The sequence below is a fragment of the Paenibacillus sp. sg306046 genome, from assembly GCF_059821225.1.
The window spans coordinates 13226-39213 of the sequence record NZ_JCAMRT010000023.1 but is presented as its reverse complement, the minus strand read 5'-3'; the positions used below and the strand labels follow the sequence as shown (position 1 = coordinate 39213).

25 protein-coding genes and 1 riboswitch are annotated in these 25988 nt (G+C 50.0%); of the genes, 4 read left to right on the top strand and 21 right to left on the bottom strand.

Annotated elements, in window-relative coordinates; all coding sequences use genetic code 11:
• Window positions 1–41 precede the first annotated feature (41 nt).
• The 4 genes from AC6ROY_RS20555 to AC6ROY_RS20540 form a co-directional block, all read right to left on the bottom strand.
• On the bottom strand, window positions 42–8657 hold the full coding sequence (locus AC6ROY_RS20555; RefSeq protein WP_500102473.1) for a pectinesterase family protein: 8616 nt from the start codon (window positions 8655–8657) through the stop codon (window positions 42–44).
• Between the two features lie 145 nt (window positions 8658–8802).
• Window positions 8803–9615, bottom strand: coding sequence for a MerR family transcriptional regulator (locus AC6ROY_RS20550; RefSeq protein WP_500102472.1), 813 nt, complete (start codon window positions 9613–9615; stop codon window positions 8803–8805).
• Window positions 9616–9871: 256 nt separating this feature from the next.
• The gene (locus AC6ROY_RS20545) at window positions 9872–10075 is read right to left on the bottom strand and encodes a hypothetical protein (protein ID WP_500102471.1); all 204 of its coding nucleotides are present in this window, start codon (window positions 10073–10075) and stop codon (window positions 9872–9874) included.
• A gap of 148 nt (window positions 10076–10223) precedes the next feature.
• The gene (locus tag AC6ROY_RS20540) at window positions 10224–10445 is read right to left on the bottom strand and encodes a hypothetical protein (RefSeq protein WP_500102470.1); all 222 of its coding nucleotides are present in this window, start codon (window positions 10443–10445) and stop codon (window positions 10224–10226) included.
• 130 nt (window positions 10446–10575) lie between these two features.
• On the opposite strand from AC6ROY_RS20540, the gene AC6ROY_RS20535 reads away from it, so the two are divergent.
• On the top strand, window positions 10576–10782 hold the full coding sequence (locus AC6ROY_RS20535) for a hypothetical protein (protein WP_500102469.1): 207 nt from the start codon (window positions 10576–10578) through the stop codon (window positions 10780–10782).
• A 71-nt stretch (window positions 10783–10853) separates the two neighbouring features.
• Here AC6ROY_RS20535 and AC6ROY_RS20530 read toward each other — a convergent pair whose 3' ends face one another.
• The 7 genes from AC6ROY_RS20530 to AC6ROY_RS20500 form a co-directional block, all read right to left on the bottom strand.
• Window positions 10854–11051, bottom strand: a complete 198-nt coding sequence (locus AC6ROY_RS20530; RefSeq protein WP_500102468.1) for a hypothetical protein — start codon at window positions 11049–11051, stop codon at window positions 10854–10856.
• 278 nt (window positions 11052–11329) lie between these two features.
• On the bottom strand, window positions 11330–11722 hold the full coding sequence (locus AC6ROY_RS20525; RefSeq protein WP_500102467.1) for a VOC family protein: 393 nt from the start codon (window positions 11720–11722) through the stop codon (window positions 11330–11332).
• Between the two features lie 167 nt (window positions 11723–11889).
• Window positions 11890–12270 (bottom strand): spore germination protein GerPE, encoded by a 381-nt coding sequence (locus tag AC6ROY_RS20520; RefSeq protein WP_500102466.1) that lies wholly within the window; start codon window positions 12268–12270, stop codon window positions 11890–11892.
• Window positions 12271–12477, bottom strand: a complete 207-nt coding sequence (locus AC6ROY_RS20515; RefSeq protein ID WP_500102465.1) for a spore germination protein GerPD — start codon at window positions 12475–12477, stop codon at window positions 12271–12273.
• The gene (gene gerPC, locus AC6ROY_RS20510) at window positions 12431–13084 is read right to left on the bottom strand and encodes a spore germination protein GerPC (RefSeq protein WP_500102464.1); all 654 of its coding nucleotides are present in this window, start codon (window positions 13082–13084) and stop codon (window positions 12431–12433) included. Before gerPC ends, AC6ROY_RS20515 begins: the two co-directional genes overlap by 47 nt.
• A 22-nt stretch (window positions 13085–13106) precedes the next feature.
• Entirely contained in the window at window positions 13107–13337 is a 231-nt protein-coding gene (locus tag AC6ROY_RS20505) for a spore germination protein GerPB (RefSeq protein ID WP_500102463.1), read from the bottom strand.
• A gap of 16 nt (window positions 13338–13353) precedes the next feature.
• Window positions 13354–13575 carry a spore germination protein gene (locus tag AC6ROY_RS20500; protein ID WP_500102462.1) on the bottom strand — a complete coding sequence of 74 codons (222 nt, stop codon included), beginning with the start codon at window positions 13573–13575 and terminating at the stop codon, window positions 13354–13356.
• A 128-nt stretch (window positions 13576–13703) separates the two neighbouring features.
• On the opposite strand from AC6ROY_RS20500, the gene AC6ROY_RS20495 reads away from it, so the two are divergent.
• On the top strand, window positions 13704–14180 hold the full coding sequence (locus tag AC6ROY_RS20495) for an Hsp20/alpha crystallin family protein (protein WP_500102461.1): 477 nt from the start codon (window positions 13704–13706) through the stop codon (window positions 14178–14180).
• Between the two features lie 96 nt (window positions 14181–14276).
• Here AC6ROY_RS20495 and AC6ROY_RS20490 read toward each other — a convergent pair whose 3' ends face one another.
• Entirely contained in the window at window positions 14277–14495 is a 219-nt protein-coding gene (locus tag AC6ROY_RS20490) for a spore germination protein (protein WP_500102460.1), read from the bottom strand.
• Window positions 14496–14660: 165 nt separating this feature from the next.
• Between AC6ROY_RS20490 and AC6ROY_RS20485 the strand changes: the two genes are divergently transcribed.
• Window positions 14661–14894: an alpha/beta-type small acid-soluble spore protein gene (locus AC6ROY_RS20485; RefSeq protein ID WP_500102459.1), complete on the top strand. Its 234-nt coding sequence runs from the start codon at window positions 14661–14663 to the stop codon at window positions 14892–14894.
• A gap of 142 nt (window positions 14895–15036) precedes the next feature.
• Here AC6ROY_RS20485 and AC6ROY_RS20480 read toward each other — a convergent pair whose 3' ends face one another.
• The 7 genes from AC6ROY_RS20480 to AC6ROY_RS20450 form a co-directional block, all read right to left on the bottom strand.
• Window positions 15037–15213, bottom strand: coding sequence for a hypothetical protein (locus AC6ROY_RS20480; protein WP_500102458.1), 177 nt, complete (start codon window positions 15211–15213; stop codon window positions 15037–15039).
• A 217-nt stretch (window positions 15214–15430) separates the two neighbouring features.
• Window positions 15431–15506, top strand: a riboswitch (cyclic di-GMP riboswitch).
• A 480-nt stretch (window positions 15507–15986) separates the two neighbouring features.
• Window positions 15987–17228 carry a methyl-accepting chemotaxis protein gene (locus tag AC6ROY_RS20475; RefSeq protein ID WP_500102457.1) on the bottom strand — a complete coding sequence of 414 codons (1242 nt, stop codon included), beginning with the start codon at window positions 17226–17228 and terminating at the stop codon, window positions 15987–15989.
• Window positions 17229–17416: 188 nt separating this feature from the next.
• Window positions 17417–18964, bottom strand: coding sequence for a bifunctional diguanylate cyclase/phosphodiesterase (locus tag AC6ROY_RS20470; RefSeq protein ID WP_500102456.1), 1548 nt, complete (start codon window positions 18962–18964; stop codon window positions 17417–17419).
• Window positions 18965–19044: 80 nt separating this feature from the next.
• A complete protein-coding gene (locus AC6ROY_RS20465; protein WP_500102455.1) occupies window positions 19045–19923 on the bottom strand; it encodes a phosphate/phosphite/phosphonate ABC transporter substrate-binding protein in 879 nt (292 codons plus the stop codon).
• Between the two features lie 260 nt (window positions 19924–20183).
• Window positions 20184–21185 carry a FecCD family ABC transporter permease gene (locus tag AC6ROY_RS20460; RefSeq protein ID WP_500102454.1) on the bottom strand — a complete coding sequence of 334 codons (1002 nt, stop codon included), beginning with the start codon at window positions 21183–21185 and terminating at the stop codon, window positions 20184–20186.
• Complete coding sequence (locus tag AC6ROY_RS20455) at window positions 21178–22152, bottom strand: FecCD family ABC transporter permease (RefSeq protein WP_500102453.1); 975 nt, start codon at window positions 22150–22152, stop codon at window positions 21178–21180. Before AC6ROY_RS20455 ends, AC6ROY_RS20460 begins: the two co-directional genes overlap by 8 nt.
• 34 nt (window positions 22153–22186) lie before the next feature.
• Window positions 22187–24133, bottom strand: coding sequence for an ABC transporter substrate-binding protein (locus tag AC6ROY_RS20450; protein WP_500102452.1), 1947 nt, complete (start codon window positions 24131–24133; stop codon window positions 22187–22189).
• Between the two features lie 139 nt (window positions 24134–24272).
• Between AC6ROY_RS20450 and AC6ROY_RS20445 the strand changes: the two genes are divergently transcribed.
• A complete protein-coding gene (locus tag AC6ROY_RS20445) occupies window positions 24273–24635 on the top strand; it encodes a cupin domain-containing protein (protein WP_500102451.1) in 363 nt (120 codons plus the stop codon).
• Window positions 24636–25057: 422 nt separating this feature from the next.
• Here the strand turns inward: AC6ROY_RS20445 and AC6ROY_RS20440 are convergent, their stop codons facing one another.
• Together AC6ROY_RS20440 and AC6ROY_RS20435 are read right to left on the bottom strand one after the other, a co-directional pair.
• Entirely contained in the window at window positions 25058–25321 is a 264-nt protein-coding gene (locus AC6ROY_RS20440; RefSeq protein ID WP_500102450.1) for a hypothetical protein, read from the bottom strand.
• A 130-nt stretch (window positions 25322–25451) separates the two neighbouring features.
• On the bottom strand, window positions 25452–25751 hold the full coding sequence (locus AC6ROY_RS20435) for a YkvA family protein (protein WP_500102449.1): 300 nt from the start codon (window positions 25749–25751) through the stop codon (window positions 25452–25454).
• Between the last annotated feature and the right edge of the window lie 237 nt (window positions 25752–25988).

Below are 25988 nucleotides of genomic sequence, written 5' to 3'. Positions count from 1 at the left end.
AGTCCCCTGGGAGCGGACGTTCCTTCTTATTCTCGTTCAATTCAGTTCATAAACTTCAAGGTTTGCAGCGTGCGCTTCAGCATGACTGCAGCTTGTGCGCGTGTTGCATGGTCTTGTGCTGCGAATGTCGAATCGGAGGTGCCTTGGATGATTCCCGCAGCCAAGGCTTGAGCCGCAGCATCCTTAGACCAGCTTGAGATACCTGCATGATCTGCAAATTTCTCCAGCGATTGCGCATTCGCTTGAATCTCTTTGCCGCCAAGCTTCAGCGCCCGGACGATCATCGTCACCATCTGCTCGCGGGTGATGTTAGCGTTCGGCTGGAAGCTGCCATCCTCAAATCCGCTGATCAGATTTGCTTTCTGAGCCGCTCCCACGGCTCCAGAGAACCAGTCGGCGACAGCCACATCGCTGAATCCGGACGCCTTCACTTCATCCAGACCCAATGCCCGAACCAGCAGTGCCGCAAATTCCGCGCGGGTAATTTGTTGATTCGGCGCAAACTGCGAGGCCGATACGCCGTTGACAATCAATTTGCTGGCTAGCGTCTCGACATCGGTTTTCGCCCAGTGACCAGCAAGATCGGCGAAAGTCTTCGGATTGTCGATAACGGTGTAGATGCTGTTGCCTTGACGCAGAAGCGTGGCTTCATTGCCATTGAACACCGTCGGTACCGGTGTATAGTCTTGCGTATCAGGGTTGTACAGCACCCCTGCAGCCGTCTGAGGATTAACAGCGTTAGGCAGCGTGAATGAACGGCCGACATAGGTGCTGAATTGGCTGATTTCTTGTTTCATGCCGTTGCTTGCTTCGATCGTAAGGCTGAATTCGATCGGCGCTGTGAGAATTTTTGCTCCCAGCCTGGACGCCGCGTTATTTACCCCTTCAGCCGCATCCCCTTGCACCTTCTCCATCTTCACACTGATCTTGATGTCTTTTTCCGAGACACCCATTTGCGCAGCGAATGCCGGGACATTGATCAGATTCGCAGGCAGGTTGTACGTGCCGTTTTCAGATTCGATCTGCAAGATGGCTTCGCCGGTTTTGCCGGACAAGGCCTGCAATACATCGGCTGTAAATTCGGCTTTCACCACTTGGCCGGCTGCTTTGACTACGACTTTGAATACTTTTTCATCAGCTGCGGCCTGTGCCAGCAGGTCGGATACCTTGGCTGCATCAATCACCGCAGTAACCACGCCGTCCTTCACTTCTTCCTTCACCACTTCGCCAATACTGCCATTGGCTTCGCCGCTGCTGCCCGAAGCAGAACCGGCAGAGCCTCCGCCCGAACTGTCGTCCCGGTTGTCGCGGTCCGTCTTGACCGCCACGCTAGGTCCGTCCACACTCAGGTTTCCGGCAGCATCAACAGCTTGAACCTTGAAGGTATAGCCCGTATCTGCCTTCAAGCCGGTTACACGGTACTCGGTCACGTTGCCTACAGAAGCAAGCTCTGTGTATGTCGCACCGGTTACGGTGTAGATGTTGTAGCCGGTCACCCCAACGTTGTCGGTTGCGCCGGACCAGGTCAAGGTCAATCCGGTTTGCGCTACCTGGGAAGCGGTCAGACGGCCTGACACCCACACTGGAGCCTGCACGTCTTTATCCTCCACAGCAAGATTGTTATAAACCGCTTTTTGCCACTGCACCGACGACATGGAAATCGCGCCCGCTCCTGCGTAAGGCAATACCGAGGAGGCTAATGACCTGGCATCATACACGTTATAGCTGTACGGTAGTGCAGTCTTAAACCCATTTACATTTAAAACAAGTCCCGCATAGGTACTATCGGTTACCGTTAATTCGGTTTCGGTGCCGCCCAACTCGTATACGGAATTCAAGGCCCCGATATATCCCGCAGGACTTGAACCATTTCCGCTCAACAACGGTTTGATAATGCCGCTGATGCTGGAGTTCTCCACCAGAACCGAAGCGCCTTGTGTGGAAATCGCGCCGTTGCTTACTACTTTCAACGCTGCATCTTCATCGGTTAACGCATGTTTAAGGTTGTACAGCTCCGTCGCATCCATCATGGTGTTGTAAACGTGAGCATAACCTTTACGAACCCTTGGCATCCGGTCCATCGAATTTTTATAGTAGTTGTTGGCAAGTGTGATTCGCAAATTCGATGTGTTTTCTTCGGAATCCGAAGCTCCGATCAAGTGCGTCTTCTTTTGAGCAGCCGAGTACTGGCGGAGCTGTTCCTTACTCATGCCATGTGTGGTCATCAGCTCTTGGTAGTACGAATACTGCTCCGGGTTGGCCTCCAGAAGCGCCATCATCTCATCAAAGAAGGAGCCTTCACTTCCCGGCAAAAATTTGCTCCACGAAATGGTGACATCCGAAGTAGCAGCGCTTCCCGCCTTTTTTACATCAACGATTCCGTCATAAGCCTTATAGAAGGTATTGTGATCAATCCAAATGCCAGTGCTTCCTTCTTGAATGGTGATATAATCCCAGTCATTCCGGTCGTAATCGCCACGGGTTGCTTCATCCCACTCCCAAAGCTCATCGAACACCAGATTTCGAATGATGATATTGCTCGAATTGCGGATATCCATCGTGACATGGGTCAGCTTCGCGCCATTTTTAGAGAAAATCGTCAAATTGCTCATTCCGAAAAGCTGCAGTGTAGACACACCGGTTTGGAGCAGCGTCGGGTGCAATAACGGCTGATTAGTGGCCGGCTTGATGATACTGCTATACTTCGTCATTGCATCGCCAATCTCTTTAGAGCCCAAAGCAAGATCATCCGTAAGCTCGATGACACTCGCTTTTCCACTCGACTTCGCGTCTGCGAGCGCCTTTAAGAATTGCTCAGCCGTGGACACTTTGGAATACCGGTTAGACGTTTCCTGAAGCAATCCGCCTCCCGTAACCCCTCTGGCAGCCGCATAGCCTTCAAGCGCATATTTGCGCAATTCTCGATCCTTAGTCGAATCGGGGTCGGCCGGTGAAGTTGGGTCTGTCGGGTCCGGATTTGGAGTACCCCCGGTTGTCACTTCAACACCGTCAACGACTAGCTTGATGTCGCTGAAGGTAACATCTGCATTTCTTGCTACAAACATGCCTACATAAACGTAATCCGGATCAATACTTGTGAGCTTAAAATCAAATCCTCCCGTAATCGCTGCTTCATTACCAAATTTAGCCGCGTAGCCGTCCGAATTGCCTTCAAGGCGAAGATCAACCGTATCTCCCGCCGCAAGCGGGTTTACAGCCGTTCCCCCTTGGGTAAGTACTCCACTCTTTCTGGCGAAGCTGTTCCAGTAGCCTCCTGTCGCTGCTTTGGTAAGCTTTAAAGGAGCTGCTGCAACATAATCGCCCATCGTAGTGTTGATATAAGAATCAATAAGCACTTCATCCCTGGCCATCAAGCCAAAGGATACTTGATCATTCAAACTAAAGCCATTAATCTTCGCTTTCGCTGTTAACGTAAATGAGCTGTTTGCAGGAACTTTATAATAGTACATGGCCAATCCATCCGCGCCACTGGCTATTTTCCCTTTATTATTTGCTACTGCAATATGCATGTTTCCATTGCTGTCTGTTTCGAGCGTTTGATTTGCAGTGCTTGGAGCACCGCCAAGATCACCGAATACAGTCCCCTTCCAAATCCCATGGTCGGCCCATAAAGCGCTTTGCGGCAATTCACCCGCATGTGGCACTTCTGTGTAATCAGGATTTGAAGCTAACGTATTGGCTTTTGTCGGCGCTGCAGCATCAATCACATGCTCTGCGAGTCCGCTAACGCCTAATTGTTTAATTGCTTTTGCTACAAGATAGGCATTATACTTTCCGCCCCAGATATTGGTATGCGTATTGTCGACACTGGTCGGCTTTGATGAGGTCCAGGCATGCAGATACAGTGTTTCTGCCGAACCAAGCTGATCATAAAGAGCTTTTGTTAAAGACGTCATATCAACTACCGGCACCTGAAGTGCTGTTCCCAAATCTCGGACGGCTTGTGGATAATCCCCGCCTGCAAAACCTCCGGAAGTGGCTGTAAGATGAAGCTGGGAATTGCTCCATACGCCTGAATCCGTTCTTCTAACGACAGGAGTGGAAAGAATGACTTGAACTCCTGCAGCTTGCGCCGGTTTAATATAATTTTCATACAAGGAATGAGCAAATGAACCTGGGTCCCGATAGGTTCCATTCGGATTGGTATATCTTTCCGCTTCCGCCTTCTCATCATTATGTCCGAACCCTACAAGCAAATAATCTCCGCTTTTCATTCCGCTCAGCAATGTCTGATACTGCGGCTCAACGATATAGCTTTTTGAGCTTCTTCCCGACAAGGCCAGATTTTGCAGGTTGAATGAGCCATCGAGATAGTTTCCAAGCTGAGTGCCCCAGCCATACCTTGGATAATAGTAATTATCCGTGAAAGAGCTTACGGTCGAATCCCCAACAATCCAAATGGTTGAAGCAGGCGCCGTTTTTGCGGTTATTGTCACCTTCATTGTAACTCCTGCAGCAAAGCCCTCTACGGTTCCGTGAACTTCTACGGTTCCGACTGTTGTAGTGTCGACCGCATCCCAGACTACTTCGATCTCCTTTTCACTTCCATCACTGTATACCGCTTTGACCGTTTGCGGAAGTGCAGCTGTGCCGCCTTGCGTTACGGTTCGAGCTGCGGGTTGTACGACTGAAGTGATTACAGGCTGTTCCGTTGCAGCAGAAAGGCTGTCAATAAGCGCCTGCGTCTCATCCGTCCAATAACGATCCAGCCGACTTGTATAAACACCGCTTGCATCTGCGGCATATACACTTACTTGACTGCGTGAGTCCACTTCAAATTGTACGTGGCTCTTGCCGTCTACACCGCCTACTCTTACAGGTGGAATAACGTAGCTAGAGATGTTATATTCAAGACCTTTTACTTCCTTGGCCATTAAACCGCCGTTATACAAACCTCCAATTTTATTATTGTGCGTTGAATCTGCAGGAACCATAATTGCTTTTGCGAAAGAAGAGCTTCCATTACTGGCCGCCGGGTCATGCTGATATGCTTTTTCAAAGGAAGCTTTTGTTGCCTCAAACAGTTCAATTACTTTAACACCCTGCTCCTTACCTAACTGTTCAACTGCTCTTACATAAGCGTCATTGGAGGTTGTAACCGTCCCCGTTGTCGTATCCTTGGCATCATGATGCGTTCTTATTGTTCCATCCGGGTTAAAATATTGTCTGGCAACAGGCGTAACTAAAATAGGCGTTGCCCCTGCATTTCTTGCTACATCAATATACTGCTGCAGATACCACTTGAAGGTACCGCTGGTATACGGGTAATACAGTTGGCCGTACTGTGCCGGAAGAGTAGACGGAGTCGCTTCTTTAGCACCTGGATTTGAAGGATAAATTCCATTTGCATCCGGTTCCCCCATGGAAACAAATCTTTCCAACAAATAACCTTGTTGATTTGCTGAATCATTATGTCCAAACTGAATCAACAAATAGTCGCCCGTTTTAATGGTAGAGGCAATTTTATCAAGACTTCCTTCATTGATAAAGCTTCTTGAGCTTCTGCCTCCGTTGGCATAGTTAACAATGTTCACCTTATCCGAATTGAAAAAGCTCTGTAAATATTCTCCCCAGCCACCTGTATCTGTTGTCGGGCCGTACGTCTTGACCGTTGAATCGCCCGCTACATAAATATTTACCCGCTGTCCATCCGGAATCTCATTTCCGCCGCCGCCGGATGAGCCAACCTTAACCAGGTTGTCGAGCTGAATTGACTTCGGTGTACCCATTAAGCCTTGAACCGTTTCAGGTGTAACAACAGCCTTCATATAGTAGCCGGCATCGGCATTTGTAATTTTGTAGGTTTTTGAAATATAGGCTGTTGTTGCATGGACCAACGTCTCCGTTCCATCCGGGCTTACCTTGTACCACTGGATCAACGAGCTGTCGTTCAGATTATCGTTCGGATGATCAAATTCATAACCCAAGCTAATGGTGTTTCCTGTGTAAGGTATATTAAGATCGTCATCCGTTGTGAAGAATGGAACTGTCTTGAATGCTGGAGGCGTATCCCTGTCAGGAGTATAATACGATGGTGTCCACCCTCCAAAAAAATTGGCAGCCTTTATTGCAGCAGCATCAGTTAAAGCAGGTACTTTTCGTTGGGATGTATCGACTGCTGCACCATTGTAAGTTGTGTTGTATTCGGCAAAATTCGCATTTTCAGGCCTGTTGCCGGACATATCGCTCCAACCGCTAGGCTCGATGACGGAACTGTTCTGAAGCTTCGTATTTAAAAAGGTTACTTTTGCTCCTGCTCCCCAAGGTCTTCCGAAGAAGCCCGGTGAATGCATATTTTTACCGAGCGCGGTTACTGTGCTGTTTCTGAATAAATATCCATGGGCTGCTGTATCCTTCGCTGCTGTTATATAGCCGCCTACAGCCTGATTACTATAACCGGCGAAATTCAAGGTAGCATGATCAAATACTACATTTCCGTCACCAAATATATAGTCTGTGTTGCCTTCAATAAACGCATTTTTAAAGTAGCTGCTATTCGTACCGCTTCCGCCGGTGTAAAGTGTATCCTGGCTTCCAAGAAAACTACAGTTTAAAAACTCGGCATAGTTTCCTTCGATGATGATAGCTGCCGCTCTTTCCGTAGCCGCTTTTGAAGTCACATCTGTAAAAGACTTTCTTTCTACATTTATCGTAGTTCCGCTTTCAGTCGGCGACAGTTCCACACCATCTGCCAATTCCTCATCTGTCATATATTTGTTGAAGGAGTTTTCAAATACGATGTTTTTAGCCTTAAAGTGTGTTGCCGTGCTGGTCAGATAAACGGTGCCGCCCCATTTACTGACGATATTTTTGGCATACTTATCAAATGCACGCTCCGCATCATAGAAGCCGTCAACTCCGGCACTGTAATATTTGTATCCGATCCCATAATACCAGGTAAGCTTAACCTGCGTACTTGGGTCACCGGTTGGATTCGGATTCGAATTTACCAGGGTAATGTATGGCGTTTTAATGGTAAGCTGGGCCCGGTATACACCCGGCGCAATATGGATTGTAATTCGTTGAGCTTCATCTGCCGGGTTCATTCGGGCTGCTGCAGCAAGAGCGTCTTTAACTGTACGGTAGTTATGCTCCTTTGAGCTGTCGCCAACGTATAAATCTGGAACCCAGGCCAGCGGCTCCGGAGCCTTGTTGTCAACAAACAAAATATCCTTTGTGACATCCTGCCCGTTAATAACTACGTGAGAGCTTGTGCTATAATTTTCGGAACTAGCTGCTGAAACGCTGTACGCGCCATTCCTGAGTTTCACCGTATATCCTCCGTTTAAACCTGTCCCGGTATACTGATATCCATCCTCAACATTGGTAAATGTAAGACTTGAAATTTGAGCTGTTGATAATAATCCCTCAAATATACCTGTTGCAGTATATAATGCTTTTTTCCCAACTGTAAGATCCTGAACGGTGTCGGCGCTTATATGCACACTACCGCCATCGACAATTTCATAATCGTTTACGCCAGACAACACGGCGGTATACGATACGCCATCCTGAACATCGGCTGTAAATGTCATAGCCTGGGTATTAACTTTAACTGGAACCTTTGAGGCCAGACTGCCATCTGGAGGATTCATCTTTATTTGTAATTTACTTACATCATAATTACTGTCAAAGCCCTTAAGCTTGCCGCTTATTGTGGCAAGTTGGTTAGCTATAACGTCCAGCCTCACATTTTTCCCCAGCGAAATGTCAGAAGCTGACGTGCTGATCAGCTTTGTTTCATCGGAAAATCTGTAGCTGGTTACATCCTTAAGCGTCGCAATATAATGATAACCAGCGGCAAGAACTGCATCAAAGGTGTGGTCAGCATTCACCTGCACAGTTGTTGTATCACCTGTTGTCTGATTGGTAAAGTTAATGGCATTACCTGCCGAAATATCACTGCCGTTTACACTCACAGTACCGCTTACCTTAACCCCAGGAGTTCTCACGACTCTTTGAAAATAAGGCTTTCCGCCTGCACCGGCCGTCACATAAATCTGGTAAGACCCCGAATATTGGGCAATCAAATTAACCTTTTGTGCGGTTGCAGTAAACGGGGCTGAGCTATCCTGAGCTTCTGAAGGGTCCGGTGTTACGGTTACTTTTGTATCGTCTACACGGACTGCCGCGTGAACCAAGTGAATCGTTTCATTTCCACTGCTTGTTCCACCATACACCGTAATTGTATCTCCGGCAACAACATGATCAAGAGTCAAAAACCTTCTCGCGGGGCCCCCTGTACCATTTGCGTAATAGACTCCGTTTGATTGATATCCGTCATCATAGCTATACTTTTGACTTCCCCAGAAACCGGAGGAATTGTCACCTATCGTCGTACCATCTGCCTTATAATAATAAGACCGATCGCTTGTAACCGGGTTAGCTATCGTTAAATCTCCAAATGCCGTGGTTACAAATGCACCGGATTTAATTGTAGGCTTGCTGTCAAGAAGCTCCGGTGTAATTTTGTTGCTGTATAAATCTCCTGAAGTTTGGATTCCTCCAAAATCCCATACGTCAATTTTTCGGCTGTCAGTTGGATCACCGGCAAGTGCAATATGGTTGAATGCCAGGGTGAAAAGCATAGCAACGATCAGTAATTCGCTAATCGCTTTCTTTAATTTAATTTGCATGTTTACACTCCTCTCAATTGAAGGTTCTTCTGATGGTGCTCTTTTTGCTTTCTTTCGCCTGTGTCTGTTCCTCCTTCAATTCATTTTGCGCTCCTGCACGTATGTTATTATGAAGGTTGACACAGTGTCATAGTCAATAAAGCGTTTACAATTCTGCTATGGGAATACCGACTAAAATATGCTGCATTTCCTCGTGGTCCTCTGTCACATTGGCAATTACAATTCCAATAATGTCCCCGTTCAATGTTAAGTTATGCTCTTGCATATACTTAAAGGGTTCTTTCAGTAAGTCTTCTTTTATGTTTTTTCCTGCATGTACCGGGAGCTTAGCCACATGAATCAGGGATTTACGTTTTTCGTAGCGTTCCGTATATGCATTTTCGTTTATATGATATCTGTCCACATGGGCCGTTTTAATCGCCCAACCCACATTGAGCAGGACCCGGTCGTTTTCTATATCTTCTTTTCTGAACAAATACATTCGCTGTACTTCCGGTGACAAATATAAATAATCCTGAATGGCCATGATGCGTTCGGGTTCCGTTAACAGCTTGTCCCCGCTTTGATAAAGAACATAGGAAAGAGCAACGCAGTCTCTTAGGTAACATACTGGTTTACTATCATTGGCTTTCTTCATTAGAACCAAATCATCTTTGAGCCGATGTCTTAAACTTGTTAAAGAGCTGATTTGCTCGTCAAACTTCTTCAATCGCTTCTCGTATACAGTGATTAAGCCGGCCATATCACTGCTCTTCATCGTTCCGATTTCTGTATGGGTAAAACCATACTTTCGCAATAATCTTACGTTCATAAACGTGGACAGGTCTTCTTCACTGTAATAGCGGTAATTGCTGTTTTCAGCTCTTTTTGAAGTTATATAACCCATCGTTTCATATCTTCGAATGGTATTCGTTGAAACGTTTAGAAGGGAAGCTAATTCACTAATCTTGTATTTCATATAAACCTCCATTGGCATTTTAATGATAAACCGCGTTGTTCCTGACGCCGTTAAATATTCTCATTATAACGCCTCTCCGCTCCTCCGGTACGGAAAATTTAGCCGTCATTTATGATAAGGGTCCACCTGTACAACCGTGGAATAGCCATAACACGCCTATAACAGTAAAAAGACCTGCACATCTGCATGTACAGGTCTTGTTTTAGTATTTACGGGTATTCCTTTTGATCCTGCAGGAGAAGAAAATTGGGAGCCTTTATTCTGTTTCTTCGGAGGCTGACTCTTCTTCCTCTGCTGCTTCCTCGCTAGCTGCCACTTCCTGCTCAGCTGCTTCTTCTTCGCCGGAGGACTCTTCAGAAACCGCTTCCAATTCTTCCGCTTCTGATTGCTCAGCCTCTTCAGCAACGACTTCTTCTACCGCTTCTTCGTTAGACAATACTACGTTTTCTTCTTCTCCCATGTTAATCCCTCCCAAGGTTCGCTCAGGTTTCCTAAGCGTGTCCTTAGTATAACATGGGCGGGCTAAGTAATTTGTCGAATGCTGCTGGCGAAATGATTACATTTGTATGACAAAACGAAACGGAGAGCCTTCATCGGCTCTCCGTTGTTTATTCCCGCAGCGCTTCGCTCAGCTTGGTGGACATCGCCGGCTTGCGGGCCGTCGTTGCTTGAAGCAGCGCTGTCTTCAATCTCTTGTTTTCACCTGCAAGACGTTCGATCTCCTGCAGCAGCTCTGTCACCAGCGCCTCTGCACCCGCATCAGGGAGTTCGCCTAGCGTCTCCCTCCACTGCGCCCATTTTTCTGTATATCGCCCTGCTTGATCAGACATTTTCTTCCTCCTACATAAAGCTGTGTCCAAACGGTTCCTGTTCCATTCCAATCCTGCGAAACCTGACATATTCCTACGCGAACAACCATATTGTGATAGTAGCACAGCAAGCGACTAAGGAGGGCTTCGTATGTTTTACTGTATTGGGTGCCGACAGCTTCATCCGCTGCGCTCACATACGGGACACGTCGTTTTCAAGACAGGGTTCCATGTGTTCGCCAATGTCCGTTATTGTGCCGGGCTTTGTCCTGCAGCGGACAAGCTGGCTGCTCTGATTGAATTACGCGTGGACGGACGGCGGCAAACGGAAGAACACCCGGCCAAGGCCGAGCGCTAATTTCAGTTAAGGATACCCGACCGACTCCGGCAGCACAGCTTCCCTGTCGGGCTCCAATCTCCAGTGGAGCTTTACCGCTTTTTCCGCGCAGACCATGGGACGACATTGTTTTTTAATTCAACGGCATTGACTTCTTCATTACGAACCATTTGTGCCAGATCCTCGATCGTCTGATCCAGCAGCTTTCCTTTATGCCTGGAAAAAAGCCGGCGTCGCTCTTGCCTCAGCAGCTCCAGCAGCAGTTTCTTTTGCGCTTGGCTGAACAGCATAGTCGGTTCCCCCCTGTCGAGCTGGTTTGGCACTGCTTGCAGCCTGTACCCAACATTCGGACTACCCGTCGTCATTTCTTCTCAAAGGTTAAGCAGGGCTGCCCGGATGAGCGCAGCACCAGCGCTGAGGGCATTTCCCTCGTTTTAAATCCATAGGAACGGCAGCCCCGCGGAAAATTCGGCTCCCAGGTGACATAATAATGCTTGCATACGAGACAATTGATTTTGGCGGGCGGCTCGTTGAAGGTTCGGTTAGTTGCTCCCTGCTTCATAAGCACCTACCTTGTGGACTGGAAAAATTCGATCCACTCGCCGTCCGGACCATGGAAGAAGAAATACCGCGAGCCATTCGGCAGCGTGGTGATCGCTTCGTCAATGAGCCGGACATGCGCGAAGCCGCGAATACGAGCCAGTTCCTCCTCAATATCGTCCACCGTAAAGGCTACATGATGCACCTTGCCCTCCTGGGGCAAGTCATCCTGGTAACCCTCGATCAGCTCAAGCTCCGTTTCTCCCTGCTGACCGAAGCCCAAGAAAGCCAATCGTATGACTCCGTTGGTATGGCCGACCACATCCTTGCACGTCAGCCCGACAACCTGCTCATAAAATTCAATCGACGTTTCCAGCTGCCGCACCATGATGCCGACATGCTCCAAGCGCTTGCGTGCCACATTACTCACTCCCTCATGTCTTCGAGCCTGCTCCCGCAATCCCGGCGACCTGAGCAGGCGTCTATCTCCTGTCTAGTATAACATAGAATGCCAGCCTTGCAGACTGCGCAAAAAAGAGCCAGCACCAGCATGGCTCTTCTCCATGTGTATAGATGCAAGGCCGCTGCCTAAGGCGCAGTCAGCTTCTCACGAATATTTTTGACGCGAGATTGAGCCGTAGTGCGATGCAAGCGGCCTACATGCAGGGAGGATGACGAAGAAACCGCGAGCAGTCGAATCGTACCGACCTGGATGTCCGGAATCGTATTACGAACCGTCAGCTCCGTATGCAGCAACGGCTGGAGCTGAGGGATCGCAACGGTAAAGATCGGGTACGCGGAAAGCTCGCCTTCCGATCCGGAAAATCGGCTGATTTCGCGTTGAATGGCCAGTGCGACGCTGTCCGGCTCGAACACGTCCAGATCGCCGATAAACAAAGCGGAGGCATAACCGATGCTGTACACCGTCATCGCCTGAACACGACTGGTTCGTTCCCGGTCCGTGATCATCTAGGCTTCCTCTTCCGTGATCAATTTCGCTGGCCCGATAATCAACGATTCCGGGGGTGTGTCAAATACGGAGGACAACGTAATCGTATCCGCATCGCCGATCAGAAACAACGAGGCGCTCGCCACACCGTCCAGGCTGATGTCCCCGACGCTAAGCACTTTATTTTCCACCTGCAGGTAAATCGTCTCCGGGCTGTTCTGACGCATCCATCTCTCCTCCTTGCTGCTGCAGCTTCAGCCCAAGCTGATCCAGGCCTGCTCGCATATCATTGATGACTTTAGCGGCAATAATCTGCTCTTGCTCCGGCGGAATCGAGCGTGGCGGCGATCCGACTGTCGCCTGCATATAATAGTCGATGCGCTGGGGAGCTTGCGCTTGCAGATCAAGCACGATTTTCTGATCGAAGCCGTCAGCCTCCGTCAGCTGATACTGGCTTTTCACCTGGGCCAGCTCACTTGGGAGCTGCTTCGTGAGATAGTCATTGACCTGCCGCTGAATACGCTCGAACGCTTCTGATCTGGACGTGTTCGTGGAAATCGTTTTGCCGCCAACGGCCAGCTCATCAATGTTTTGTCCGTTCATGCCGGAGGGGGATATGCCTACGTTTAACGTCCCCTCCAATGTCTCCACCTTTAGCTGATCAAAGTTGTATTCAATTTTATCAATATGGATACGATCCTGACCTTTGACCAGCTCCAATTCCTTCTCCATCCGGTCAAGTCTGCTCTCCAGCTGACGAATCCGCTCCGTTTGCCATTTCAGATACGTCTGGAGCTGCAGGAAATAGGTCTCGAATTGCGAATTCGGGCACATGGCATATTCCTCCGTTTGGCATTTAGCTGGTGGATGGAACCGGCAGCGGCACCAGCGGCAAAGGCGAAGGCTCCCCCCCGGCGCCGGCAAAACCCAGCTCAGGCGCAGGCCCGGTAAAGCCGCCGGTATTGTATAAATTGGACAGGGACCGGATCGCGCCGGCCGTACCGATCTGCAGCACCGATGAATTGTTGACCCCGCCAATTTTCAGCTGATGGATCACAATACTTTGATGAATCGTCCAAGTCGCCATCCCGTGAACACCTGCCTTAATTCGTCAATGCAATGTTGGAGTCCAGCACATCATTGTCATACGTATTGGTTGTGCTTACATAGTTATAGACCCGCAAATTGTCTCCCGTATTAAACGACCCTGCACCCGCAAACGTTTTTGCCACCGACTGCGGCGCCATCTGCACGGAATCCCCGATATGAACGATCGAGGCCGCACTGACGTTGTTAATTTTGATGAAGCCCACGATCGCCGGCATGAAGCAACACCCTACTCTCATGGATTTGTTTCAATATATGACGCCGAGCCGCAAAGTATGTTTTCCCGCTCCTATTATTCATGCCGCCCATGATCCGTTCATATAGTAATGGCAAAGGAGTGATTAAAATGAGCGAAGCCAACAAGCCTCCGTCCTCTTCCCCTAATCCTTATTTCGATATGAACTGGAAGCAGTTTGAGCAATTTTTCGGCGGCAAAATGCCCTTCACGCCCGCCTCGGATATTCCGGGGGATTTGTCGTGGGTTGACGGCTATATCAAGCAAGTCATGAAGCAGGCGATGCCGCAAGCTCAGGTTCAAAGCCTGAAGCATCATTATCATGCCGAGGTGTTCGACACCCACAAAAATGTCATTGTCAAGGTGCATATTCCCGACAAGGCACAGGCCCGCAAAATCCGCTTGCTCGCCAATGTAAGCACACTCCGACTGGAAGGCCTTGCGCACGAGCAAAACCAGACGATTCGCCTGCCCAGCCTTGTGAGCGCAACGAGCTGCAAGGCGTTGTACCGCGGCGGTATTTTGCAGGTCAGCCTGCGCAAGCAAGCAGCGTCCCAGCCCTTCTATGAAGTGGATATCCAGTTCTAACCCCTGCCGCTTGTCGCAAGCCGCAGCAAAAAGCACACGCCCGCATCGTCAGATCCGGTAACGTGTGCTTTTCCGCAGAGCCGCGCGTTGACACCGTTAATTATTGGCTGTATTATTGCTGTCCGCAATATCGGGATCAAGTGTATTCGTAAAGCTCAGCAGCGTAAAGGTTGCGCTGAAATCCCCGGTGTTGCCGCCGCCCGCTCCAGAGGCCGATTTTGAGGTGCTTTTGGGCGTAATTTGCAGCACGTCGCCGAACACAAGCTCCCCGTCATTGCCCGTAATTTTGATCGGAGCCAAAATAATCGAAGGCATGAGGCTTCTCTCCTTCCCTCATCATCTGGTTAAGTATATGAGGGGGCCGACTATTTCATCACAAAATGTTGAAACAGCTTGCATAGAATTGCACCCTGCCGGGGAACATATCCCTACATTGGCGAATTCAAGTCAATGAAGATAAACCCAGGAGGGATTTTAGATATGGCTACAGGTCAAAGTCGTTCCAGCAACCAACTGGTCGTGCAGCAAGCGGCCTCGGCATTAGCACAATTGAAATACGAGGTGGCGCAAGAGCTTGGCATCCAAATCCCTCAGGATGGCTACTATGGTTACATGGCTACCCGCGATACGGGAGCCATCGGCGGTCATATTACGCGCAGACTGGTGCAAATTGCCGAGCAGCAGCTCTCCGGACAATTTGCAGGCAAACGTTAGGTGCTCGTAAAGCTTGCCGGCTGAATGCTCGCTTGTGCAAAGCCGGCTGTAACCGATTTAAGGCCAACGCCCCGACTGTCCCCACAGCCGGGGAATTGGTATGTCTGAAAAGCTGCCGCCGCAACGCGGATCTTGGAGCAACCTACATCGGGCTGCAGATATCCGTTAGTCTGGACGAAGCTAACAAACCTGGACGAGAAGCCGGAGGATGCTCGTCAGCCGGATCGTCGAGCTGCCGGGCTTGCTCCGACTGCTCGCGGGCAGACTGCATAAATTTCAAGTATTCAAAAGCTTCATCGTAGCTGGCGAAATGATTCATACTTGGCATCCTCCACAAAACATCGTCACCATGTCTTACCCCGATCATGAAGAAGCTAATCAGACTTGACTAGCATGGTCCAAGCTTCGTCAGCTTATACGCCTTGCCCCAAAATGAAAATTGGAAAATGACATCTAATTATAAGAGGTTTTGTCGAATAGCTAACTTCGTGTGAAAATAAACAGAATTAGCCAAATAAATCTGCTATACTGGTACTCAGGTAGAGCAATGAACTCGAATCTGTATGTGGGCACTTGGATTCGACGGAGCTAGTAGTGCAACCGAGCCACCTTTCCCTGGGGAAGGTGGCGTTTATTTTAAGAACGCGGTCGATTATCCTTGAATGGCCTCGATAGAGGTTTTTTTATAGAGTACTGATTATGGAAATAGGAGGAACTCCCTTGAAGCACATGGCAGATTGTGAACGTATCGTTTTCCAGTTAGGCATCTCGGCAGAATCCTATCAAAATTGGAAACATAGGAATGGGACGTCTGAAGCCGCGCAAGTGGATCAAAGCCCGGTCAAGCCTTGCCGTCCCTTCGCTCGTGTCACCGGAACCCGCTCGCTCCCCGGCGTGACCAGCCGCTCCGTGCGCCGCAAGTCTCGATTGTCGCGTTTCAAGTCGCGTTCCATCTCGCGTCTTCAGGATCGGTGACGTTCGTTTCACCTGTCTGATCATCTGAGCAGCTTTCATGCTGAGGCATGTCTACATACGAAACTCATTTACCTTATCGTAGAGCACGAATGCCTTGCTTCGACAGCCTCATGGCATTTACTCGTATCGGAATCGCTGTAGCAGCAGCTTCAATTCCTCGGCCTGCCCGGATATAGAGGAGGCCGAGGAAGCAACCTGCCCGATGGCCGCCGTTTGCTGCTGCGCAGCCGCCGCGACATAACCGGAATGATCGGCCGTGCCGCGCGTCAGCTCGAAAATGTCTTCCATAGCCTGTACCATCGTTGCCATGCAGGACGAAATTTGCTCTACGGCGGCCGACACGTCCTCCGCTTGATTCGTGACCTCGCTTACCCCGTTCCGGATTCGTTCGAACGATTCGCCCGTCTGGCCCGCTTTCTGCATGCCGACTGCTACCGCTTCTCTCCCTTCCTCCATACGGTCGGCCGTCTGGTCAACAATGCCCATAATCTCCTCGATAATGCCCCCGATCTTCCCGGCTGCAGCCGACGATTGCTCCGCCAGCTTACGAACCTCTCCTGCCACAACCGAGAAGCCTCTGCCTGCTTCCCCCGCCCGGGCCGCCTCGATCGTTACCAGTACGGCAATCACAATCATCACAAGCATGCGCTGCAGCAAAGACTGCAACGGCGCGTATAGCTCCCGCTCCGGTATCGCCAAGGCGAAGCTCCAGCCGGTTTCCGGAATTCGCGAATAAAAGACCTGGACGGGTTCGCCTTCCTGTTCAAATATACCCTTAGACGGCTGAAGGGAGCCTGCAATCTGATTTTCCATCATAGCGCAAGCCAGCGCAGCAAACGAAGGATTGGCCGCGCCGGGCAGCTCCTCCTTCATCACCTTGGCGGCATCGCGGTCCGCGATCAGCTTGCCGGTGTTGTCCAGCAGAAACGCCCAGCCGCTGTCCCCGACCCGAATTTCGCTGATCATCGCTTGCATGCTGTTCAAGCTGATGTCTCCGGTCGTAACCCCGAGAAACTGTCGGCTTGCATCATACATAGGCACTGTTGCCGTAATCATCGTCGTCTTCAACGTCTCATCATAATAAGGGTCCGTATAAATGGCCGGCTCCTTTGAATTGACGCCATTAGTGTACCAGGGCCACTGCGGATAATTATATTCCGGCTTCATATAATCCTCCGTATACAACACCTTGTCCCCGTCCTTATACGCATACGGACCAAAAAACGGTTGTCCCGCTTTATAACGCTCAGGCTCAAACCACACCCCAACACCTAACGTATCTGCATTCAGCTGGGGAATATGGGGCAGCATTTCCTTGTAATCGTCAGGACTGAGCGCGGTACCGCGTGCTTCTACCACCCGGGCAATCGTTTGCGGAATCCGGACATGGCCGCCAGCTTGTATTGAATTTCGTGGATCGTCGCCTGCAGACGGCTGCCCATCTTGTCTTCAATCTCACGCATAATCCTGTCTTCCGAAAATGTATAGCTTACCCAAGCTAATGACAAGGTGATCAGCAAAAAAAGGACCTTCGACATCATCGAAGGTCACCTGCCGCGTTCTGCCCATAAACTAAATTGATTTTTCCCGCCGGTTTTGGCCCGATACATCGCCATATCAGCTTTCTGCAGCAGCTGCTCCAGCGAGCTTCCATGGTCGGGATACAAGGCTGCGCCCAAGCTGGCTGAGATGACATAGGACTCCGCGCCGATCTCAATCGGCTGTTCCAATGCGATAAGGATAGAGCGCAACACCTGTTCAACCGCTTCCGCTGTCTCAGGCTCATAGACGATCATAACAAACTCATCTCCTCCGATGCGTCCTGCCTGTTTCTTGGGAAACGGAACCAGCTCCAGACGCCGGCTTACCTCGACCAGCACCTGATCACCGGCCGCATGGCCGAGTGTATCATTGATCCATTTGAAGTTATCCAGGTCAATATAGATGAGTCCGATCTTAGCATAAAGCTTGTCAGCCATTGTTCGATCCAGGCTTTCCATCAAATTGCGACGATTGCATAGTCCGGTCAAGGAATCATAATAAGCCAGTCGATAAATACGCTGATTGGACTGATGCAGCTCTTCGTCCCGTTTTTTGATGCCGTCAATCATCGTGTTGAAGCCTCTCGCCAAGCTTCTTATTTCTTCATAGCTACCAATCTTGGCCTGCACATCGTAGTCGCCGAATTCGGCCGATTTCATCAGCCCGATCAGCCGCTGGATCGGAGCAATGGCCCGCAGCGCAAGTACATAGGCGATAACGCCAAAGGCGGCCAGACATAAAAATCCTGTCACGAAAACAGGACGCTGCGCCGTCCATAAGGCGGACCGGATCTCCTGCCGGCTGATCGCGGTCGCAATCAGCATCCCGCTTTCCTTCAGGGCAGCGGCCTTCAATAAATAACGCTTGCCTCGCATCGTAACTTCCGTTTGCTCCCGTTGGGCCGCCGCCGCGATACGCGGAAAATCGTCCTTGAACATTTGCTCGCCAATCCACTGGTTGCCCGTATTCGCAATAAGGGTGCCTGATGCATTCATCAGAAGCACCAGCCCGTCGGCGCCGACCGTCATTTGGCTAAGCGAACCGCTGAGCGCAGACAGCTCATAATCGACAGCGGCAACCCCGCCAAGCTTCCCTGTAGGGTCGAACACCGCGCGTGCCGCTGTCACAATAATGGTCTGGTCATCGTAATCGAGATAAGGCTCCGTCCATACCACCTCGCCAGGGCGCTGCTTCGCATCCAGGTACCAGCCGAAATTGCGCGGATCGTAGCTGGAAGGCAGCCGGTCGGCGGACCCGCTCAGCAGCGTTCCGTTTTCCATACCAAGCTTGACGGATTTACTATCCGGCAGCGCCGTCTGCAGCAGTTGAAGCGGCAAGCTGCCTGGCATGGCCATGACAGCGGCATTACGAACCTCATCGGTCAACACCAGTTGACTCATAAAACTGTTCGTATGTACAATCACATGCTTGAAATCAAGCACGGTGTGCTGCAGCAGCAGCTCCGACTCCTTCTCAAACCGCTGCTCCAGACTGTGCCTGGTATGCTGGTACGAAAAAAAACCAAAGGCAGATATTAAGACCAGGGCAATCATGAGCATAAAGCCCGTTGTCCGCACTTTGATACTATTCAGTTTGATAGCTTCTGACTTCTTCCAGTTAAAGCGCTTCACGTCTATTTTCCTTTCAAAAAATTCTCGACAATGAATGCCTCTCCAAGAATGTTCGCAATGTTGCGGATTTCGTTGTACAATCGGCTTTCAACCGGTACATATTGCTCCACTTTAGCATCAAAGGCTTTCATCGCTTGCGGCTCCTGCTCGTGCAGAGCTGTCATCGCCGACACAAACGACTGCTTCGTCTCAGCCGCCAAATCAGCCCGCGCAATAAACGGCGAGCCCGGAATTTCCGTCGACTGCCAAATCGTCCGCACGTCCTCCGGCTTGAGCTTGCCCTCCTCCACCCATCGCTTGAACGTAATATCCTCCACCGCGCCTGCATCCGCTTGTTTGTTGATGACAGCCGTCAGCACCGCATCATGCGAGCCTGCAAATGAAACGCTCCCCAGGTAGCGGCTGTAATCCAGGTTTCTGCTCTTGAATAACGCAAACGGCATCACAAAACCCGACGTCGAGCCTTGGTCAACAAAAGCAAAGGCGCGGTCCTGCAGCTGCTCAAGCGTCTGAATGCCGGAATCGTGACGAGTAACGATCAAGGCATGGTAAGCGATGCCGAGCCCTGCTCGCTTCTGGATCACAAGCGGCTCCAGCGGAATTTCACGTTCGGCCGCGATATAGGAAAAAGCGCCAAACCAGCCGATATCAACCTGCTTGCTTTTCATCGCTTCGACAAGCCCGACGTAATCAGCCGGCACCATTACCTCAACCTGGCGACCCAGCTTCTTTTCCAGGTAAACGCGGATCGGCTCGAAATTTGTCATCATCGTCTGCGGATTATTGGAAGGGACGAGCCCAATCGCAAGCGGCTCAGGCTTCTGCCAGCAGCCGGCCAGCGTCACGCTCGCTGCAATCAGGATACATAGCCACCAAATCAAACCGTTTTTCCTCAGCTCAAGCCCTCCTCTTACGTTGCATCATTAGTCGGCATGCATTTACTGGCAGGAGCGATAATCTTCTTCATAGTATAAAGGATACACCTTCAAAAGTAGAGGGGCCGTTGCAAATTTCTCTCGGTGGTGCGCAGCTGGAACCTATTTCCTACAAAAATAGTTAGGCTCACCATTAGACACGGGAAACCCAGAACGCGAAAAAGCCGCCGGGCAGCTAACGCCTGGCGACCAATGTCTGCCTGTTGTCAATGAATCGGCTTGCGTTTGAATAATAAGTACAAGAAAAACGGGGCGCCAATACCCGCCGTGAATACTCCCGCCGGTATGTCAAGCGGCATGAACAGCATACGTCCGGCCAAATCAGCCAGCAGAAGCAAAATCGCGCCGATCAAAGCCGCAACGGGGATCACGAGCGAATACGCATTGCCGACGAGCCTGCGAGCGATATGTGGAGCCATGAGACCGAGGAATGAAATCATCCCGGCTACCCCGACAGCCGCACCGGCGAGTGCTACGCTGTAGAGCAGCACCATGACTCGGGTAATCTGGAGCCGACTGCCGAGCCCTGCAGCCGTCGCATCGCCTAGTGTCTGAATCGTCAGTTCCTTTGCATACAGCAAGGACAAGGGAATAAAGACGGCAATCCAAGGAAAGATGACCTGCACGTACTTCCAGCTTATCCCGTAGACGCCGCCCGTCATCCAGTTCAACACCTGAGCCGCCAGGTAAGCCGGACCGCTAATGAGCAGAAACATGGTGAGCGCCCCCAACGCGGTCGAAAGGCCAAGGCCGATCAACACCAGCCTGTAGGTCGATACCCCTCGCTTCCAGGCAAGGGTATAATTGATCAGGACTGCAAGCAGCGCCCCCAACACCGCCACAACAGGAATCCAATGGACGCTGTAGCCGGCGAACAATGTCATGAAAGCAACAGCCGCTGCCGATGCGCCTCCAGTGACGCCTAAAATATCGGGTGAAGCGAGCGGATTCCGAATCACTCCCTGCAGCAGAGCGCCTGATACGGCCAGCGCCGCCCCGATCAGGATCGCGGCTGCAATTCGCGGCAGACGGAATTGCAGGAGAATAAGGTCTGAGCTGCCCAGGTCTTGTCCGGTCAACGAACGGAGGACATCCTTCAGCGGAATGCTTACACTGCCGACGGAGAGACAGAACATCGAAAGCACGATCATCCCGAGAAGTAAACTGATGATGATCAAAGCTGATCTTCCCGAGCGCGATTTAGCCATGCTCCCTCCTCCTTGCCGCATGAATCAGAAAGGGTACGCCCAGCATCGCTGTGGCGATCCCGACAGGAACTTCCTTTGGCATAAGGACGAACCGTGCAGCAAGATCAGCCGCTACAAGCAGCACAGCTCCGTTAATTGCGCAGCAAGGCAGCAGCCAACGGTGATCCTGGCCGATCAGCGCCCGGCACAGATGCGGAACGATCAGTCCGATGAACGCGATTGGACCGGCTGCCGACACCGAGCTCCCGGCGAGCAGCACGACAGCGAGCGATGATAGGAGCCGCACGAGCGTCACCCGCTGCCCCAAGCTCCGGGCACTTTCCTCGCCTAACATCATAATGTTGAAGGAGCCGGATAGAAGCAGCGCGAGGCCTACGCCAATCGCCATGTAAGGAGCTACGGACAGCAAATGGTCCAACTTCCGCCCTGACACGGAGCCGATCATCCAGAACAAGGCCGTATCCAGCGACTGCTTGTTAATCAGAATCAATCCGGACGTGATCGACGAGGCAAAAGCCCCCATTGCCGCGCCAGCCAGCGTCAGCTTGACTGGCTCGAACCAACTGCCCCGCATCGCCATGGCGTAGACGCAAATCGCAACGAACAGCGCGCCGGCAAACGCGATCCAAATCATCGAATTCATCGTAAGCGCCGAGCCGTACAGGATCAGCCCAATCACGATAAATAAGGAAGCTCCGGCATTAATGCCGAATATGGAAGGGGACGCCAGCGGATTTCGGGTCAACACTTGCATGACGGCGCCCGCTACCGCGAGGCAGGCGCCTACGGCAGCAGCCACCAGCACCCGCGGCACCCGCGTCGTTCTAAGAATCAAATGCTCGTTTGAGCCGTCGAAATGTCTGTAGCTCACCCACAAATCGCCTAACCCAAATGTTTGCGCACCTAGTAAAACGCTAGCTGCAGCCAGCACAAGCAGAACCACAGCTCCCGCCGTCAACCCAATCATTTTACTCTTGCGCGTGTGGAGCAAGGTGGCTGTATTATTTGACATCGAAATACTTAATCAATTCATCCAGCAGCAGGTTTGCCGCTTTGTATCCGCCTGCGGAGTTCCATATTCCTTCATCTACCTGAATGACTTTATTGTTTTTCGCTACGTTCAAATTTTTAAATAACGGATCATTCGTCCATTCCTTCACTACATTCGCAGCATCGGTCTTCCCTTTTGCTTCCGTAACGAAGTAGAACAGAACATCGCCGTCCATTTTAGCGATACTTTCTTTATTCAACACTTCAATGAAAGAGTCCTTATCCTGCGACTCGGGACGCGCAACACCCAGTTGGCTCAGCAATACGCCGGCAAATGTCTGCTTCTGGTAAATACGCACCTGGGTCGCCGAGAAACACACCAGCGAAACCTTCGTTGCTGCCTTGCTGCCAAGCTTCGCTTTTACTTCCGCTACCCGCTTGTCGAAATCAGCCATCGCTTTCTCGCCTTCATCCTTTTTGTTTACCGCCTCGGAGTACAGCTTGAAATTGACCTTCCAATCCCCAACCAAATCAGCGGCGAACACCGTAGGCGCAATTTGCTTCAGCTGATCGTAAATTTTCTCCTGCCTTACTTTGTTCCCGATAATCAGGTCCGGCTTCAAGCTGGCAATCAGTTCAAGATTCGGCTGCAGTTCATCACCGACGACCGTCACATTCTGCATTTCGTTCTTAATATGATCGTACCATGGTTCGCCAAGCCAGGACATAACCGCTCCAACCGGCTTCACGCCGACCGCGAGCAGCGCTTCCGTCCCCTCATTGGTCAAAATAACGATTCGGGATGGCGTACCCTTGATCGTCGTTTCGCCCATCGCATGTTTAATGACTCGCGCGGTATCGGCTTCCTTATTGGTTGCGGCCGATGGGGGGCTGCTAGCGGCCGGGACCTGCGTTGCCGTTGAGCCGGTTGAGCAGGCGCTGAGCAGTAATGTGAAACAGATGACAACCATGGTTGTCATCCAGGCTTTTGACTTCTTAAACATCTGTGAATCTCCCTCTTTTCGATAGTGATAATGATTCTCATAACCATTACTACTATAGCGTCTAGGCTCGCCCGCCACAATGGAGTATTTCGACGGCGGGCATGGATTATTTCGACGCCATTCCCGGTCAACCGACTCCTTGAATCTTTTGGGAGATACGCCTTCCTGCTTTTTGAAAATCCTGCTGAAATAATAGCTGTCTGCGTAGCCGACACCCTCCGAAATCTCTTTCAGCGTTCTGTCAGTATAGATGAGAAGCTCCTTAGCCTTGTTCACGCGCAGCTGAATCAAATACTCGATCGGGCTTGTATCCATTTGATTCTTAAACAAACGGAGCAATTGTCGGGATGTGCATTCCAGCGTGTCGGCCAACGCTTCCAGCGTCAACGTTTCCTGATAATGCTCCTCCATATAATAGATGGCTTGGCCTACGAGATCGGGCCGGATGACATCGACGCCTTGCTCATACAACTGCTCAACCAGCTCGTAAAGCAATTGATAGAATAACGTCTTCACTTTAAATTTATCCAGCGGACTGGGCGCCTGCCATATGTGATACATATGCTCCAGCTTCTGCAGCCAGGAGATCGGAAGCTTAGGCGACAAACTATAGCGCAACTGGAACGGATTCTCGCGCTCCATGAGATGGATCAGCTCATATCGGCTCGGAAGCGGCAAGGTTGCCTTGTACAATACCATATAATATTCCAGCTGCTCCGCGGCTGCAATGTCCAGAGTAAGCCCCTTGCCTACGTGCAGAACATGGAATCGCTGCATGCGGCTTTCGATTCCGTCCACGTGAAGCTGGGCACTTCCGCTGGTAACATACAAAAAAACGCTTGTCGGCACGCGATAACCGCGCATCGCCTCGCCAGGCTCCAGCAGCATGCGGCGAACGTCCATCACTCGGATGAGAACATGATTCCACAACACGAGATGGTCGCTAACTTTCATAAATCGGTCAGTCCTTTCTTTCACATCTGTTGAGGCTATCATATCACAATTGAAAACAATTCTCATTGACAATTGGAGCTTTGCAGTTTTACGCTCTGGAGAGTTATGTTAAAATGTGAGCAAAGAAAGGGGCCCTACCATGATCATTAGAAATTTTCTCGAATCTGATTACAAAGTCGGCAGCAGCCATAAGGGGAACGGTGAAGTACAAAGTGTGAAGTTATATGAGGACAGTGATTTCGACAGCTCTCTAAAGTTTCTGTATTATATGGTCATGCCACCCGGTACTTCGGTAGGTTATCATCAACATGGAAATAATGAGGAAGTCTATGTCATCCTGGAAGGACTAGGACGTATGACAGTTAACGGCATCATGCGAGATGTGAAGCCAGGTGATGTATTGTTGAATAAACCGGGCTGGAGCCATGGATTGGAAAATACAAGCAACGAACCCCTCCGAATTCTCGTTTACGAAGCAGAGCTTACACCGACGAAGGAATGAAGGTCATCAAGACATAGCAGGACTTTAACATCCCGCGTCTTGTTATGTTCAAAAAAAGAAGCACGCCGGTGAAGGCGTGCCTCTCGCGCTTGTACTAAAATTAAATATTATTCGTTCTCCATCGTGCTGAGTAATGGTTCGCACCGAAGCGTAAGCCATCTTCTTTTTTTTATTCGGGGTTTGAGATAAAACCCTAACATCTGCTCCCTGCGTTCAATTGTGGTCAGCTTGAATGGTCCCTCTGGACTAAAAACAGCGCGTGCATGAACAGTTATTAAGGTCAACCATTACTTTGAAAGCTGCCGAGCTGGTATAAGCATGCTGTTTCTTAGCGCCAGGCTTACAAAACTGAGGATCAACGATACTATGCCCACGAGCACGACGTATGGCGTACCCATTTCTGCGATAAACAATCCACCTGCTTACGCACCAACGGTTACCCCTAAGATGGCAGCTGTTAAAAATAATCCATTGGCGAAATCAGGCGCATTGGGAGCAGCAGACGTCATCAAATATTGATTCATATTCCCCCCTATACCGGCCAATATCCCCCAGATTAAATTGATAATCGCCATGGGCAAGCTCAAATGTCCTGTAAAAAATAATACGATATAAACAGCTCCCAATATAAAAGAGAAGGTTATGACGGTTTTGATCGCATGCCTGGCAAGCAGTTTACCTCTCACATTCCGCACCCTGAGGATGAAATAACGATTGGAATTTTTGGAGGCAAACCAGCCATTAAACCAGGAACAAAACCATCGCTGAGGCAAGTCGATTCTGCTTGAATTCCGCTAACCATCAGTTCTTTTTTCCCTAATAATTGAATCTCTTATAGATATACATAGACATCCACACGGCAAGAAGTACCCAAACCATGATAAACAAGGTAGCTGTAAACCAGTTTATAGGCTTACCTTGAATCTCCAGTGCCTTTGCTTTGTTATCTTCAATAACATCGCTAGGTATCATTTTAAGGGCAAGAACTATGCCTAATGGGACAATGATTAAGTCGTCAACATAACCTAGAATCGGTATGAAATCAGGAATCAGATCTATGGGGCTGAACGCATAAGCCACAACACACAATGTAAACAGCTTTGCATACCATTTCACTCTAGGGTCTCTGTAAGACAGATACAGAACAAGCAAATTGGACTTAAGCTGCCTGGCAGCTCGTTTTAGTTTTTGTAAGATGTTAATACCCCTTTCAAAGCCCACATTTTGAGTAAGCGTGGGCGACCAAAAGTAACTTCAATACCCAGAAGTTTGATTTTCATTGTGCTTTCCTCCCTTTTTTTAGTTTTAAACGCAACAAAAGCCGATCTCTACACGAAAAAATGTGTAAAAGTC